General features: G+C 70.3%; 14 protein-coding genes and 1 pseudogene. 10 read left to right on the top strand and 5 right to left on the bottom strand.

Features of this window, described 5'->3' with window-relative positions; all coding sequences use genetic code 11:
* The first annotated feature begins 156 nt into the window (after nt 1–156).
* The 3 genes from ACIQU4_RS19990 (at nt 157) to ACIQU4_RS19980 (ending at nt 1977) form a co-directional block, all read left to right on the top strand.
* Nucleotides 157–807, top strand: coding sequence for a hypothetical protein (locus tag ACIQU4_RS19990; RefSeq protein WP_403732190.1), 651 nt, complete (start codon nt 157–159; stop codon nt 805–807).
* Between the two features lie 202 nt (nt 808–1009).
* Complete coding sequence (locus ACIQU4_RS19985) at nt 1010–1630, top strand: TetR/AcrR family transcriptional regulator (RefSeq protein WP_403732188.1); 621 nt, start codon at nt 1010–1012, stop codon at nt 1628–1630.
* Nucleotides 1631–1740: 110 nt separating this feature from the next.
* A complete protein-coding gene (locus ACIQU4_RS19980; RefSeq protein WP_403732185.1) occupies nt 1741–1977 on the top strand; it encodes a hypothetical protein in 237 nt (78 codons plus the stop codon).
* 15 nt (nt 1978–1992) lie between these two features.
* On the opposite strand, the gene ACIQU4_RS19975 is transcribed toward ACIQU4_RS19980, so the two are convergent.
* Nucleotides 1993–3084, bottom strand: coding sequence for a hypothetical protein (locus ACIQU4_RS19975; RefSeq protein WP_403733077.1), 1092 nt, complete (start codon nt 3082–3084; stop codon nt 1993–1995).
* 283 nt (nt 3085–3367) lie between these two features.
* On the opposite strand from ACIQU4_RS19975, the gene ACIQU4_RS19970 reads away from it, so the two are divergent.
* The 3 genes from ACIQU4_RS19970 to ACIQU4_RS19960 all read left to right on the top strand — a co-directional run bounded on the left by ACIQU4_RS19970 (nt 3368) and on the right by ACIQU4_RS19960 (nt 5917).
* A complete protein-coding gene (locus ACIQU4_RS19970; protein ID WP_403732182.1) occupies nt 3368–4939 on the top strand; it encodes an AMP-binding protein in 1572 nt (523 codons plus the stop codon).
* Between the two features lie 78 nt (nt 4940–5017).
* The gene (locus ACIQU4_RS19965) at nt 5018–5380 is read left to right on the top strand and encodes a peptidoglycan-binding protein (protein ID WP_403732180.1); all 363 of its coding nucleotides are present in this window, start codon (nt 5018–5020) and stop codon (nt 5378–5380) included.
* 342 nt (nt 5381–5722) lie between these two features.
* Nucleotides 5723–5917, top strand: coding sequence for an antitoxin (locus ACIQU4_RS19960; RefSeq protein ID WP_403732177.1), 195 nt, complete (start codon nt 5723–5725; stop codon nt 5915–5917).
* A 40-nt stretch (nt 5918–5957) separates the two neighbouring features.
* Here ACIQU4_RS19960 and ACIQU4_RS19955 read toward each other — a convergent pair whose 3' ends face one another.
* Nucleotides 5958–6707: a dienelactone hydrolase family protein gene (locus ACIQU4_RS19955; protein WP_403732174.1), complete on the bottom strand. Its 750-nt coding sequence runs from the start codon at nt 6705–6707 to the stop codon at nt 5958–5960.
* Between the two features lie 185 nt (nt 6708–6892).
* On the opposite strand from ACIQU4_RS19955, the gene ACIQU4_RS19950 reads away from it, so the two are divergent.
* Nucleotides 6893–7681 carry a helix-turn-helix domain-containing protein gene (locus ACIQU4_RS19950; RefSeq protein ID WP_403732171.1) on the top strand — a complete coding sequence of 263 codons (789 nt, stop codon included), beginning with the start codon at nt 6893–6895 and terminating at the stop codon, nt 7679–7681.
* Nucleotides 7682–7857: 176 nt separating this feature from the next.
* Nucleotides 7858–7980 (top strand): hypothetical protein, encoded by a 123-nt coding sequence (locus tag ACIQU4_RS19945; RefSeq protein WP_387290493.1) that lies wholly within the window; start codon nt 7858–7860, stop codon nt 7978–7980.
* Nucleotides 7981–8029: 49 nt separating this feature from the next.
* Here the strand turns inward: ACIQU4_RS19945 and ACIQU4_RS19940 are convergent.
* The 3 genes and pseudogenes from ACIQU4_RS19940 to ACIQU4_RS19930 all read right to left on the bottom strand — a co-directional run.
* Nucleotides 8030–8230: pseudogene (locus ACIQU4_RS19940) on the bottom strand (phosphotransferase); the annotation flags it as partial.
* A 164-nt stretch (nt 8231–8394) separates the two neighbouring features.
* Entirely contained in the window at nt 8395–9039 is a 645-nt protein-coding gene (locus ACIQU4_RS19935; protein ID WP_403732168.1) for a GNAT family N-acetyltransferase, read from the bottom strand.
* A 215-nt stretch (nt 9040–9254) separates the two neighbouring features.
* Entirely contained in the window at nt 9255–9953 is a 699-nt protein-coding gene (locus ACIQU4_RS19930; RefSeq protein WP_403733074.1) for a DNA alkylation repair protein, read from the bottom strand.
* 264 nt (nt 9954–10217) lie between these two features.
* Between ACIQU4_RS19930 and ACIQU4_RS19925 the strand changes: the two genes are divergently transcribed.
* Nucleotides 10218–12287: a phosphocholine-specific phospholipase C gene (locus ACIQU4_RS19925; protein ID WP_403732166.1), complete on the top strand. Its 2070-nt coding sequence runs from the start codon at nt 10218–10220 to the stop codon at nt 12285–12287.
* A gap of 143 nt (nt 12288–12430) precedes the next feature.
* Nucleotides 12431–12862, top strand: a complete 432-nt coding sequence (locus tag ACIQU4_RS19920; RefSeq protein WP_403732163.1) for a VOC family protein — start codon at nt 12431–12433, stop codon at nt 12860–12862.
* Nucleotides 12863–12877 lie beyond the last annotated feature (15 nt).

The raw sequence follows: 12877 nt of genomic DNA, 5'->3' as shown, positions 1-12877 counted from the left end.
ATGATTATCGTCGTCCGGCCTCGGGCGTTTCGGAGGGGGCGGCCCGGGCGGGTCGTTCATCGGCGCCCACGAGTGGACCAATTCCCGAGATCTCGTTCCTCGGCTGCCGATACTGGCCTGCCGTATCCATCGAACCCGAGATCGAGGTTGGAACGCATGTCCTATACGTCGTACCGCCGCCGCCCCACGGGAACCTCCCGAACGCGCGCCACCGCCTGCTTCGCCGGCGCCCTGATCGGCCTGATGGGCCCCACCTGTTCCGCTCATGCCGCGACATCGTTGGCGGACCCCGTCGTCATTCGCGCTTGCGCCAACGCGTACACGGGGACTGTGCGAGTCCTCACCGAGTTCGACGGTGAATGCCACTCCTTCGAGACGCCGCTCGAGTGGAACGAGGAAGGCCCGCAGGGTCCCCAAGGCCCGACCGGCCCCACGGGCCCGGCGGGTCCGGCAGGCAAGACCGGGGCCACCGGCGCTCAGGGACCCGAAGGCCCTCGGGGGCCTGAAGGGCCTCGGGGGCCTCAAGGCCCGACCGGCACCGCGTCGGAGAACATCTATGTCAACGCGGACGGCACCACCGTGGTCGATCCCCCGTCCGATGTGGTTCGGGTGTGGCGCGACGGGCTCGGCCAGTACGGCTTCACGTTCAACCACAGCATCGCGTTCTGCTCGCGCAACGCCACCTTCTTCCGGACGCCTCGCCACTTCACCACGAGCGACGGCGTGGACGGCGACATGGGGATCCAGACCTACGACCTGCAGGGCGCGCCGGTGGACAGTGCGTTCACGCTGACCGTGACCTGCTGACATCGGAATCAGGAAACCTCGGGCATTGCCGCCCCCTTCGTGAGAGTTCACTCTCGCAGAACTGGGAGGGCGGCTCTCCTTATGCAAGTGGGCTCTTATAACGAGAGCCGGTGATGGTAAACTGAAGGTGAAGGGGTGACAGCGAGCCGGCAAGGGCAAGAGGCGTAAGAACTCGCAGGACGAGGACGGGAGCGACGTACGGATGGCGACGGCAGAGACGGAGTCCGGGCGCAGCAACCAGAAGAAGCGCACGCGTACGGCGATCGTCGAGGCGGCCCGCGACCTCATCGCCACCGGCGGCGAGGTGACCATGCCCGCGATCGCCCGAGCGGCACTGGTCTCCGACGCCACTGCCTACCGCTACTTCCCCGACCTCCCCTCGCTGGTCGGCGAGGCGCTGGCCGGCGTCTGGCCCGCACCCGCCGATGCGCTCCGACCGGTCGAGGGCACCCGGGACCCCGTCGAACGCGTCGGCTTCGCCTGCGAGTTCCTGCTGCGCGGTGTCCTAGCCCGGCAGGGGGCGGTGCGCGCGATGATCGCCGCGACCATCACCCGCCCGGAGGCGGCGCCCGGGAGGCCTGGCATCCGCTTCGGCCTCATCGACGAGGCGCTCCTTCCCCTCCAGGACACCCTGGGGGTGGCGGATCCGGAGGCCTTCGCCCAGCTCAAGCGCGACCTCGCCGTGGTCGTCAGCGCGGAAGCCCTGTTCAGCCTCACCGACCTCTGCGGACTCGCCCCCGACGCGGCCATCGCCAGCGCCACCCGTACGGCGAGGACGCTGACGGGAGCGGCAGTCCGCATGGCCCCGGCCGCGCACGAGTAGAGCCTTCGCGTCGGTTCCGTACGGTGCCACGGCGGCCGTACGGGAAGCCGATCTCCCCTCGGAACGTGTCGCCGCGCCCGCCACGGGCCCCGGCATGGAACCGTTTCCGCATGACCGAAGGATCGACACCTCATCTCTCCCCGGCGCGGATCACCGTACTCGGCGTCCAGCCAGGCAACCCGCCCTTTCGCATCGTGGAGGTCGACGGAGAGTTCGTCGGCAGGGCGATGTCGATGACGGACGTGCTGCTGGTCGCCGCGGAGGTGGGGATCCCCATCCACGACCTCGACGACCTGGACGAGGTCCGGTGGGTCGGCGGCGGCAAATTCAACTGGACCCCGCACTAGCGGGTCTCTGGCCGGTCAGTTGTCCGCGGGCGGCCGGCGGTCGGTGGGGGTGACCGGGGTGCGGACCGGCGTGCCGGTGCGGCGGGCGCCGGACCAGGGAGCGGGGACGGCGTCGATGTCCCGGGCCAGCCGGTGGGCGATGGCCTCGTAGTTGACCCGCCAGCCACGGAAGTGCGGCCAGGCCTGCTCCGGCGTGCGCTCCATGCGGTACCCCTGCAAGGACATCCGCGCCACGCCCTGGAGGAAGTCCTCGTACGTGAGCAGCAGCGGGTCGTCCGGATGCGGGTCGTGGTTGTAGCGGACGCCTCGGATGTCGGCGAGGTCGCGCAGGCACACGAAGCCCGCGCGCAGGGCCATCCGTACGGCGTACTGCGGCTGGGAGGGGTTGAACGCCAGCCGCAGCGCCGCGGCGTCCATCACCGCCACCAGGGCCACGAGCCAGTTCCGGTTCGGCTTCGGCGAGCGGAATTGGATGAGGATCGGGTAGGTGGTGTGGCTCTCGCTCACCGCGGCGCTCCACCGCTCCCAGTTGCGGAACAGCTCGTCGAGCCCGTCCAGCAGCTCCGCCTGCGCATAGCGGGCCAGGATCTCCGGCCCCCAGGGCGGGACACCGGCCCGCGCCTCCAGCAGGGTCACCTCGATCTCCCGGCTCTGGTACGCCCCGTACAGCGCGGGGAGGTACCCGACCTGGAGGCCGATGGTCACGGGGCCGGTGGCCGCCGCGCAGAAGTCGATGGCGTTCAGGCTCTCGCGGTTGCTGCTGGCGAACCCGAGCGTGAGCAGCGAGGAACCGGCCTCCACCAGTGCCTTGCGCAGCGGCAGACCGCTTACGGCGGCCTCCAGGAGGCCGTAGCCGAGCAGGAACTGCAGGAGCCAGCCGATCAGTACGGTCACCAGGGTCAGCGGTGCCATCGGTGCCAGCGTCCGGTCCTTGCCTTCGGGAGTGGAGCGGGTGTCGGCGGCGAGCTGGAAGGGCCAGCGGACGGCGTCGTGCACGAACCGGGTGAACCGGGACCGGCTGGGCCGCGGGACGACGAGGTTGCTCACGACGGAGGAGAAGCCCGACAAGACGAGGGCGGCCCCGAGCACGCCCATCAGCACACGCACCAAGTCCCGCTCCCTTCGCGCCCGTGACGGCCCAGGCACCCAGCGGATCCCACGGAACAGCCGGAAACCAGGCGGCTCGCCCACCCGGCACCCCGAACGGCCGCGCGCACCCGGTTCGAGCCGGACGCGGCTGCGCCCGCCGTATGGCGAGTCGGGGACAAGGGCTACGGCCGGGCGGGACACTGGCCGGGACGTCGGACGTCGGACGTCGGACGTCGGACGTCGGACGTCGGCATCGGACGTCCGACATCGGGATGCGGCAGGGCGTGGAGGCGGTGGAGCGATGGGCGGCGCGCGGTATGTCCTGGACCTGATCGGTGCGTTCGAGCAGAACGCGGGGCGGCCCGCGATCGGGGCCGGGCCCGTCGTCATGGGGTTCTCCGAGGTCCTGGCCGATACGTACCGGCTGGCCGACGTCTTCGGGGAGCTCGGGGTGAGGCGCGGGGCGGGTCTGGCCTGCGTCACGGACGGCAACCGGCCCGAGGCGCTGCTGGTGCGGCTGGCCGCGCACGTGCTGGGCGCGCGGCTGACCCAGGTGGTCGTCGGCCCGGCCACCCACGGCCTGGACTTCATGCTGCGCGACTGCGCACCGGTTCTGGTGGTGAACGACACCCCCGTGCCGGACACAGGGGTTCCGCGCATCGGGTCTGCGGAGCTGATGAGGCTGGCCCGCACCCGGGAAGGCCGGCCGGTGCCCGTGCAGGCACGTGAGGACGACGTGGCGCGCGTGACGTACACCGGCGGTACGACGGGCAGGCCCAAGGGGGTGGCCTCCACGTTCGCCGCGATGGCGGGCCGGACCGATACGCGGGGCAGGGGACGCGCGGGCGGCAAGGGCGGCAACGGTGGCAACGGCGGCGGGCCTCGCGAGTCGGTCTACCTGTCGGTCACCTCGCTCGCGCAGCGCTCGGGGGGCCGGTGCCTGGAGCACCTGCGTGAGGGAGGCCGGGTGGAGATCCTCGACCCCTTCTGCACGGGGGAGTTCGCCGCCGCCTGCCGGCGCCTTGCGCCCGTGTCCACGTACCTGACGCCCTCGATGGTGTACCGGCTGCTGGACGACCCGGCGACCGCGGACGGAGTACCGGGTCTGGTCCAGGTGTCGTACGGGAACTCTCCCATCCATCCGGAGCGGCTGCGGCAGGCGCTGACGCGCTGGGGTGCGCGCCCGAGGTGGCGGCAGGGCTACGGGATGAACGAAGCCGGCGTGATCTGCAGGCTGTCGGCGGCCGATCACGAAGCGGGGGTGACCGACCGGCCGTACCTCCTGGCGTCCGTCGGCCGCCCCGCGCCCGGTGTGGACGTACAGGTGCGCGATCAGGACGGGGCGGAGTCGGAGCGGGGAGGCACCGGGGAGGTGTGGGTGCGGTCCGCGATGGTGATGGCCGGCTACTGGAACCAGCCCGACCTGACGGCCGAGGTGACGCGGGGCGGATGGCTCAGGACCGGGGACCTCGGCCACTTCGACGCCGACGGATACCTCTATCTCGACGACCGTGTGAAGGACGTGGTGATGGTGGACGGCGTGAACATCTACTGCGGTCCGGTCGAGGCGGCGCTGACCAGGCATCCCGCGGTGGCCGAGGCCGCGGTGGTGGGCAGGGCCAGCGATCGCACCGGCGAGGAGGTGTGCGCCTTCCTCGTGCCCGCGCCGGGTCACTCACCTACGAGTGCGGCGGCCGGCGAGGCGTGCCTGCTGGTCGCCGGGGCGCTGGCTCCGGCCCACCGGCCGACCACCGTCTTCTGGGAGGAGGCCCTTCCGCTGACCGACCGGGGCAAGCCGGACAAGCGGTTGCTGCGGGAGCGGGCTGCAGCTGTTCGCCGGCGACCGCCAGGAGGCGACCTCCGAGAGCTGTAGCGGCACGCCCCTGGAGCTCCGCCGGATCGGCGGAAAATCCCTTTTGCGGAGATCACGGTGATCATTAGAGTCACGTGCATGAAGTTACTCATGCGCAAAGCGGCCATGGCCGCGCTCGTCGCCTCTCTCGTGGCCGGTGCGACGACTCTCACGACAGGCATCGCCTCGGCGGCCGACGAGCCGGACGTCCAGGGGCTGTCCTGCGGTTTCGACAACAGGAACCCTCCGCCCACCGTCCAGGCCGGCAGCACCGGCAACACGGTGAAGGAGGCCCAGTGCCTGCTGGGGTCCTGGACCGGCCTGCAGATGACCGAGGAGGAGCCCGAGGGCGTCTTCGGCGCGGACGCCACGTCCGCTACGGAGTTCTTCCAGGACAAGCGTGGCCTTCCGCCCACCGGTGTGGTGGATGCCCGCACCTGGGCCGAGCTGCGGCACAGCTGAGACCAGCTACGAGGAAGGCCCCGCCCGAGGCGACACGCCGAGCAGTACGGAACACGGCCACGACTGGGGCGCCTGCGCCGAGGTCGGGGGCCTGTTCGGGGAGGGCCGGCGCGAGACGTACGAACTGTTCGGATGGGCTCCGGAAGGAGCCGAGTCACGAGGCTGGATCGGCCGCAGGGTGTGGTGGGTGCCGCAGGACGGGAGGCACGATCCCTGGCTCCTGGAGGATGCCGGCCGTGTCGAACGGCACGCGGGGACCTCGGGTACGCCCTTGGCGCTCGGGATGCGGATCTCGGTGGATGTCGGGATGCTGGATGCGCCAGCATCTCCAAGGAGGCCGTGATGTCGATGCTTGACAAGCTCAAGGGCCTGCTCAAGGGCCATGAGGACACAGCCCGACAAGGGGTTGAGAAGGCCGGCGACGCAGTCGACTCGAAAACCGGCAACAAGTACCAGAGTCAGGTCGACATGGCCCAGCAGAAGATCAACGAGCAGTTGGAAACCGACAAGCCCAAGGACGGCCCCCCGCAGCCGTAGCCTCAGGTCGTCCGAGCTCTCCCCCTCCCGGACCGGAACCTCAGCTGCCGTTCAGCGTGCGGTCCAGGAGGGGGAGCAGGCGGTCCCAGTGGCGCTGCAGTGCCGAGGGGTTGAAGGCGTCGGTATCGGACATCGTGAAGCCGTGGACGGTGCCGGGGTAGATCTCGACGGTGTAGCCGACGCCCGCGGCGTCCAGGGCCTGGCTCAGCTCGCTGATCGCCTCAGGTGACATGTCGGTCTCGGCGAGCCCGAGGTGGACTTCGGCGGTGAGCTTGGCGACGAGGCGGTGCGGGCTGTCGGGTGCGTCCTTGACCAAGGGGGCGGGGTGGAATCCGGCGACGGCGGCCACCTGGTCGGGGTGGGCCGTTGCCGTGCGCATCGCCAGCACGGCGCCCATGCAGTAGCCGATTGCCGCGACCGGTCCGGTGCTGACCTCGGGTTGGGCGGTGAGGAACCTGATGTAGGCGTCGGCGTCGCGCAGGGCGCGTTCGGTGGTGTGTGCCTCGATCAAGGGCATCAGCCGGCCGAAGACCGTGGGCCGGATCTCTGCTGTGATGTGCTCGGGAAGTTCGACCACCGGTGTCGGGCCGTGTCGGTAATGGACGTTGGGGACGAGTACGTAGTACCCGTGCCCGGCCAGTTCGCGGGCCATCTCCTCCAGCACGGGCCGCACGCCGAAGGCGTCCATGTACAGCAGTACTCCCGGGTGCCGCCCGCCACCCTCGGGGAAGGCGGCGAAAGTGTCGGCCTGGCCGTCCGCGGTGGGAATCTGTAACGTCTTGGTGGGCATTGTGGATCTTCCTTCCCTGGATTGATACCAGTAGATCACCGGGCGCGGCGCCGCGGCCAGCTACTCGTCGCCATGGGAAGGGGAGGGATATGCGGGTGGGCGGAAGCACAGGCACGGCCGGTCGGGCAGTCGAGATGACTCGGGTGGGCGCTCGGTGGCGGGTGACCCGCCCGTGGCCTTCGTACTTGCGCCCCTTCGTGCACAGCTATGCCGGCTACTGGGAGGCTGCGGCCGCGCCCTACCGCGTGCGGTTGGTCCCCACGGGCCGAGCGGTCGTGGTGATCAATCTGGGGGAGCCGTTCACCCAGGTACGCCGACTGGGAGACGTGGGAGACGGCCGGAGCCCGCACAGCCAGGTGACCGGCTCGCTGATTGCGGGTCTGGAGGACGGACCCCGGGTGTGTGACCATCCCGGTGGCCAGGAGGCGATCCGGCTCGAGTTGACGCCGCTGGGCGCCTACCGGCTGTTCGCCATGCCGATGAGCGAGTTGACCAACACGGTGGTCGGGCTGTGCGACGTACTCGGACCCGAGGCCGGAGCGCTGGCGGACCAACTGGCAGCCACCACCGACTGGGGAGCCCGGTTCGACCTGCTGGACATCGCGTTGTCGGCCCGGATCGAGCGCGGCCCGGATCCCGCGCCCGAGGTGAGCCACGCCTGGCGGCTCCTGTCCCGTGCCGGCGGGGCGATCCCGGTCGGCCGCATCGCAGCCGAAGTGGGCTGGAGCCAGGGCCACTTGGTCCGCCGGTTCACCGAACAGATAGGCCTGACGCCCAAAACGTCCGCCCGCGTGCTGCGCTTCCACCGGGCCGCGGGGCTGCTCACTCGCGCGGGCGCGAATCTGACCGAAGTGACTGCTGCCTGTGGCTTCTACGACCAGGCGCACCTCAACCGCGAGTTCCGCGCCCTGGCCGAGACCACTCCCGGCCAGATGGCCGCAGCCCGTGTGACGGAGGGAGCGCTCGCCCTGTGAGGGGCGAGGTCAAATTTGTCCAAGCCAGGCCGTGTGCGCGTCGATAGTGTCTCCGTTCGTAGTTGATCAGGCACCCGAGCCCAGGGGACGCCTCTGCCGTGAGAAGAAGAGATCTTCAACCGGCGGCCGAGGACGGACCGGGCAACGGTGAACCTGGCCCGGAGGAGGAGAAATCGATGGAAGACCTGCTGCGCATCCTCGTGGCCGGCGCGCTCTCAGGCGGTTTGATCGGTTTGGCGGGGGCTCTCGGCCGAAACCGCCGCAGGCGCCGGGAGGGCGGTGGATCCGACCGCCGCTGACGCCGGGTGGGCAGGTAGGCGGGCAGGTGGGTGGCGTGCGCGACGAGAGCGGACGCAGCAGCCGAGCGGCCGCGAGGTCCCTCGCCGGGTCTCCGGCGGTCATGTCACCGAAGCCGATCACGCCGGAGATCGTGCCGGCCGAGACAAGGACGTCGGCCGGGTGAAGGTCCCCGTGGAGCCACACCTGCGGCTCCTCCCGGTCCGGAGCCGGGACGGGATCGTCCCGGGCAGCTCGGACGTCGCCGGCCACGGGGGTGTCGGCAACGTCGTGTACTTTGCGCTCGCTCGCTCCGGATCGCGTGCCCTCAGTGGAGACCGTGACGTCGCGTCAAGGTCGAACAGGCGGCAGCGGCGATACGTGAAGGCCTGCCGGCCTGCCGGCCTGCCGGCCTGCCGGCCTGCCGGCCTGCCGGCCTACTGGGACTGGAGCGGGCCGTCCTGCGCCGTGGTGAGCCATTCGGGGCGGTCGAGGAACGCGAGCACCGCCCGCTTCTCGGGGAGGTGGATCTCAGGCAGGTCGATCTCGGGCAGGGTGATCTCGCCCTGTCGGACGAAGCCGATACGGCCCAGCAGGGCGATGGCCCTCTCGTTGCGCGCGTCGGGCTCGCCCACCGCGCGCAGGACGGCCGGGTCACGGAAGGCGAAGCGGATGAGCGAGCCGATGAGGGTACGGCTGAAGCCGGGGCGGGGTCGGCCGGCGATCGGCGCCAGCATGAGGTGGACGCCGATGTCGCCCTCCCGTGCCTCGTAGCACTCGCTGACCCGGTCCTCCTCCGGCTGGTAGGTCTGGAAGAGCGCCACGGGCTCGTCGTCCAGCCGGACCATGTACGCGTGATGGGTGTCTCGGCGGTCCACGTCCTCGTAGATCTCTTGCACCAGCTCTCGACTGGTGCCGTTCATGCCCCAGAATTCGGCGCGCTCCTCGACGACCCAGGCGTGCAGCACGGCGGAGTCCGTCGCGGGGTCCACGGGAGTGAAGCGGACGGTGCCGAAGTCTTCGACGGTCTCGCTGTAGACGTCGGCGCGCGGGGTGGCGAGGACGGTGGACTCGGGTCTCATGCGGTCTCGTTCCTTCGTGACGGCGGGCCCGGCCGGCGATGAGCACACCGGCCCGCGAGCTCGTTAGGTTAGGCTGGCCTAAGTATATGCCTTCGTTGGCGTGATCTGATCGCAGGGCGGGTGTTGGCGTTGCCCGCGGGCAGCCGTGGGCGTGCAACGAGTCCGGGGCCGGCCGCTCGGCCGTCCCCGCGCTCGCGAGGGCCGGCTCCTGCCGCTTACGCCACCGTCTCGTCCTGTTGTCGGCGCACCATCTCGGAGATCCAGACGGGCGCGAACGGAGACGTACAACCCGGGGGAGTCGGGTAGTCCTTGAGTACCTCCAGGCGCTCACCGATGGCGATCGCGCGGGCGCGGTGCTCTGCGTGTGCGATCCCGATCTGTGCCAGGCAGTGGTTCATCGCCCATTGCAGGCGATCCGGGGCCTCCTTCATCTCGGCCTCGATGACGTCGAGCAGTCCTGTGAGGTCGAGCCCCTCCGGCTTCTTCGCCACACGTTCGGTGGTCAGCGTCCAGCCGGCACTCGCGACCACCGGATCCGGATCGGCGGACCAGGCCGGCCGCAGCTCCTCGGAGTGCGGGCTCTTCTTCACCACGTAGTTCACGAGCCAGTCGTGCACCTTGGGCGTGCGCGCCTCACGCAGCATGACGTCCAACTCGTCACGCTCGAACGCCTTCGGGCGGCAGATCAGGATCGCCAGCAGTCTCGCCGCGGTGTCGTCCGTCTCCCAGAGCCGGCACGCGAGTTCCTGCTGCGTTTTCAGCCGTTTTGCGATGGCGCGGAGCTTGCCGAGGTTCACGCCGTGATCGTCACCGTGTCTCTCGTTCACCGCGCGTGTTCTCGGGTCTTCGAGCGCGGCCAGCTCGGCCATCACCTCGGCCACCATCGTCTCGGCCGTCTCGGCCGTCTCGGCCATCTCGGCCATCTCGGCCTCCTGTCCGTCGCGGGCGGGATTCAGCCTATGACGGAAGCCGGCCGGGATCCGGAAACGTCGCGCCGCACGACCGTCGCGACGCCACGCGCGTCGCCTACGGGAAATGGCCGAACTCCTGCGGAATCCGACTGCCGTTCGTCTGGCGTATCCGCCACCGTCACGTCAGGCTCCCACTCCAGTAGCCCCGACACGCTGTTCTGGGGGCGCTCAAGCACTCCTCGATCAAAAGCAGAGGTCACTCTCGCCATGGCAGAACTGAACCGTCGCCGCTTCCTCCAGCTCACCGGGGGCGCCGCCGCCCTGACCCTGCTCAACGAGAGCATCGCGCGCGCCGCCGCCATCCCCGCGCAGGGGACGACGGGGACGATCGCCGACGTCGAGCACATCGTGGTCCTGATGCAGGAGAATCGTTCCTTCGACCACTACTTCGGTGCGCTCCGCGGCATCCGCGGTTTCGGTGACCCGCGCCCGGTGACCCTGCCCAGCGGCAAGCCCGTCTGGCACCAGACCGACAACGCGGGCAAGGAGACGCTGCCCTTCCGGCCGCCGTCCGACGACCTCGGCATGGAGTACCTCCAGGGCCTCAACCACGACTGGGCCGGCGGCCAGAGCGCCTTCAACAAGGGTAAGTACGACAACTGGGTGCCCGCCAAGACGCCGGCCACCATGGCCCACCTGACGCGCGAGGACATCCCGTTCCACTACGCGCTCGCCGACGCGTTCACCATCTGCGACGCCTACCACTGCTCGTTCATCGGCTCGACCGACCCGAACCGCTACTACCTCTGGTCGGGCCACACCGGCAACGACGGCAAGGGCGGCGGCCCGGTCCTCAACAACGCCGAGGCCGGCTACGGCTGGACCACCTACCCCGAGCGCCTGGAGGCGGCCGGCATCTCCTGGAAGATCTACCAGGACATCGGCAACGGACTCGACGCCGCCGGTTCCTGGGGCTGGATCAACGACGCCTTCCGCGGCAACTACGGCGACAACTCGCTCCTCTACTTCAACAACTACCGCAACGCGCAGCCCGGCAACCCGCTGTACGAAAAGGCCCGCACCGGAACCGACGCCCGGACCGGCGAGGGCTACTTCGACAAGCTGCGCGCCGACGTGACCGCCGGCGCCCTGCCCCAGGTCTCCTGGATCGCCGCCCCCGAGGCGTTCAGCGAGCACTCCAACTGGCCGGCCAACTTCGGTGCCTGGTACATCGCGCAGGTGCTGGACGCGCTGACGTCCAACCCCGACGTGTGGGCCCGTACCGCGCTGTTCATCACGTACGACGAGAACGACGGCTTCTTCGACCACGTCGTCCCGCCGTACGCCCCCGCCGACGCCAACCAGGGCCTGTCGACCGTCTCCACCACGCTGGACGTCTTCCCCGGCAAGGCCGGCTACGTCGCCGGCCCGTACGGTCTGGGCCCGCGGGTGCCGATGCTCGTCGTCTCGCCGTGGAGCACGGGTGGCTACTCCTGCTCCGAGACCTTCGACCACACCTCGGTCATCCGCTTCATGGAGAAGCGCTTCGGTGTGCAGGAGCCCAACATCTCGCCCTGGCGCCGCTCCGTCTGCGGTGACCTGACCTCCGCCTTCGACTTCGCACGCACGGACACCAACACGGTCCAGCTGCCCGACACGGGCCTGTGGGAGCCGCAGGACCGCGAGCGTCACCCCAACTTCCTGGCCACCCCGCCGGCGGTCGGGACCATGCCGCGCCAGGAGAAGGGCCTGTGCAACACCCGTCCGCTGAAGTACGCCCCGTACGTGGACGGCGCTGCGCTCACCGGCGAGGGCAAGTTCCGGCTGACGTTCAGCGGCGGCCAGGACCTGGGTGCGCAGTTCTACATCACGTCCGCCAACCGGACCGACGCCCCCTGGACGTACACCACCGAGGCCGGCAAGTCGATCTCGGACACCTGGAACACCCGTTACTCGGCGGGCGTCACCGACCTGACAGTCCACGGCCCCAACGGCTTCCTGCGCGGCTTCCGCAACCCCGGCACCACCCCCGGCCCCGAGGTCACCGCCCGCCACAACGCCACCACGGGGAACCTGGACCTCACCCTCACGAACGCCGGAGCGTCGAGCGCGACGCTCACGGTCACCAACGGCTACGGCGGCGGACCGAAGCGCCTCACGGTGGCCAAGGGTGCCACCGTCACGTACAGCGTTCCCCTGCGGAGCACGCGACGCTGGTACGACGTGACGGTCACCGCGTCCGAAGCCCCGGACTTCGGCCGCCGTTTCGCCGGCAAGGTCGAGACCGGCGCGGCCGGCCTCTCGGACCCGGGCATCCTGACGGAGCAGTCCTCCTGACGGACCGCTCCTCCTGACGGACCGCTCCTGCTGACGGGCCGCTCCTCCTGACCCGAGCCCCGCTCCGCGGAACCCTGCGCGGAGCGGGCCGCTCGCGGCACGCCTGCGAGCGCGGCCCCGACCGGGCCCGCTACGGTGGCGCGATGGAACAGCGGATCAGCCTGGTCACCCTGGGTGTCGCGGACCTCGCCCGCGCCAAGTCCTTCTACGCGGCGCTCGGATGGCGCGGCACCGAGGTCGAGGAGACGGTCTTCCACCAGGCGGGCGGCCTGGCCCTGGTGCTGTGGGACCGCGGGAAACTCGCCGCGGACTGCGGTCTTCCCGACGCCCCGCAGGCCGGGTTCGGCGGGATCGCGCTGGCCCACAACGTGCGTACGGACGCCGAAGTGGACACCGTCCTCGAAGCTGCCGCCAAGGCCGGGGGCACCGTCACCCGCCCCGCCGCCCTCAACGCGATCGGCTTCTACTCGGGCGTCTTCACCGACCCCAACGGCCACGCCTGGGAGGTCGCCCACAACCCCGGCTTCACCCTGACCGAGGACGGCTCCTTGGTCCTGCCCGACTTCGACGGGTAGCGCACGGCCCCACCG

This window comes from Streptomyces sp. NPDC090741, assembly GCF_044769045.1.
Taxonomy (GTDB): domain Bacteria; phylum Actinomycetota; class Actinomycetes; order Streptomycetales; family Streptomycetaceae; genus Streptomyces.
This window is presented reverse-complemented; position numbering and strand designations above follow the sequence as displayed.

Excerpts from the sequence above, each read along its gene's own strand:
- ACIQU4_RS19990 (WP_403732190.1), top strand. The coding sequence starts at position 157 with ATGTCCTATACGTCGTACCGCCGCCGCCCCACGGGAACCTCCCGAACG.
- ACIQU4_RS19985 (WP_403732188.1), top strand. The coding sequence starts at position 1,010 with ATGGCGACGGCAGAGACGGAGTCCGGGCGCAGCAACCAGAAGAAGCGC.
- ACIQU4_RS19980 (WP_403732185.1), top strand. The coding sequence starts at position 1,741 with ATGACCGAAGGATCGACACCTCATCTCTCCCCGGCGCGGATCACCGTA.
- ACIQU4_RS19970 (WP_403732182.1), top strand. The coding sequence starts at position 3,368 with ATGGGCGGCGCGCGGTATGTCCTGGACCTGATCGGTGCGTTCGAGCAG.
- ACIQU4_RS19965 (WP_403732180.1), top strand. The coding sequence starts at position 5,018 with ATGAAGTTACTCATGCGCAAAGCGGCCATGGCCGCGCTCGTCGCCTCT.
- ACIQU4_RS19960 (WP_403732177.1), top strand. The coding sequence starts at position 5,723 with ATGTCGATGCTTGACAAGCTCAAGGGCCTGCTCAAGGGCCATGAGGAC.
- ACIQU4_RS19955 (WP_403732174.1), bottom strand. The coding sequence starts at position 6,707 with ATGCCCACCAAGACGTTACAGATTCCCACCGCGGACGGCCAGGCCGAC.
- ACIQU4_RS19945 (WP_387290493.1), top strand. The coding sequence starts at position 7,858 with ATGGAAGACCTGCTGCGCATCCTCGTGGCCGGCGCGCTCTCAGGCGGT.
- ACIQU4_RS19935 (WP_403732168.1), bottom strand. The coding sequence starts at position 9,039 with ATGAGACCCGAGTCCACCGTCCTCGCCACCCCGCGCGCCGACGTCTAC.
- ACIQU4_RS19930 (WP_403733074.1), bottom strand. The coding sequence starts at position 9,953 with ATGGCCGAGACGGCCGAGACGGCCGAGACGATGGTGGCCGAGGTGATG.
- ACIQU4_RS19925 (WP_403732166.1), top strand. The coding sequence starts at position 10,218 with ATGGCAGAACTGAACCGTCGCCGCTTCCTCCAGCTCACCGGGGGCGCC.
- ACIQU4_RS19920 (WP_403732163.1), top strand. The coding sequence starts at position 12,431 with ATGGAACAGCGGATCAGCCTGGTCACCCTGGGTGTCGCGGACCTCGCC.